This window comes from Streptococcus sp. HMSC056C01 (assembly GCF_001811305.1).
Taxonomy (GTDB): Bacteria; Bacillota; Bacilli; order Lactobacillales; family Streptococcaceae; genus Streptococcus.
In genome coordinates, this window is sequence record NZ_KV804219.1 from 66,628 (window position 1) to 67,270 (window position 643).

At 40.4% G+C, this 643-nt stretch carries 1 protein-coding gene; it reads left to right on the forward strand.

All coding sequences use genetic code 11. The features are described 5' to 3' along the window. Nucleotides 1-641, forward strand: a 641-nt coding sequence (locus HMPREF2795_RS10075) for a DivIVA domain-containing protein (RefSeq protein WP_075228814.1), incomplete at its 5' end; no start/stop codon positions are given. Nucleotides 642-643 lie beyond the last annotated feature (2 nt).

Below are 643 nucleotides of genomic sequence, written 5' to 3' on the forward strand. Positions count from 1 at the left end.
ACATTAAAAATTTAGAGGAACGTTTGTCTTATTTCGATGAGATTAAGGAGTCATTGAGTCAGTCTGTATTGATTGCTCAAGATACTGCGGAGCGCGTCAAACAATCTGCCAATGAACGCTCACAAAATATCATCAAACAGGCAGAACAAGATGCACATCGTTTGCTTGACGAGGCTAAGTATAAGGCTAACGAAATCTTGCGTCAAGCTACGGATAATGCTAAGAAGGTTGCAGTTGAAACAGAAGAGTTGAAGAATAAGAGCCGTGTCTTCCATCAACGTTTGAAATCTACGATTGAGAGTCAATTGGCTATTGTAGACTCTTCTGACTGGGAAGAAATTTTGCGTCCAACAGCGACTTACCTTCAAACAAGTGACGAAGCATTTAAAGAAGTTGTCGGAGAAGTTTTGGGTGAAGATGTAACTGGATATCATGATGAAGAACCAATTGATATGACTCGTCAGTTTTCACCAGAGGAAGTAGCAGAGCTCCAAGCTCGCATTGAAGCAGCTAATCGAGAATTGGCTGAATCACAAAAAGAAACAGTTCCAGATACTGCTAGCTCAGTAGTAGAAGGAGTCGTTTCTTCAAACCAAGATTCTCAACCAGCACCCTTGACAGAATCTATTGATCTTTTATAAGA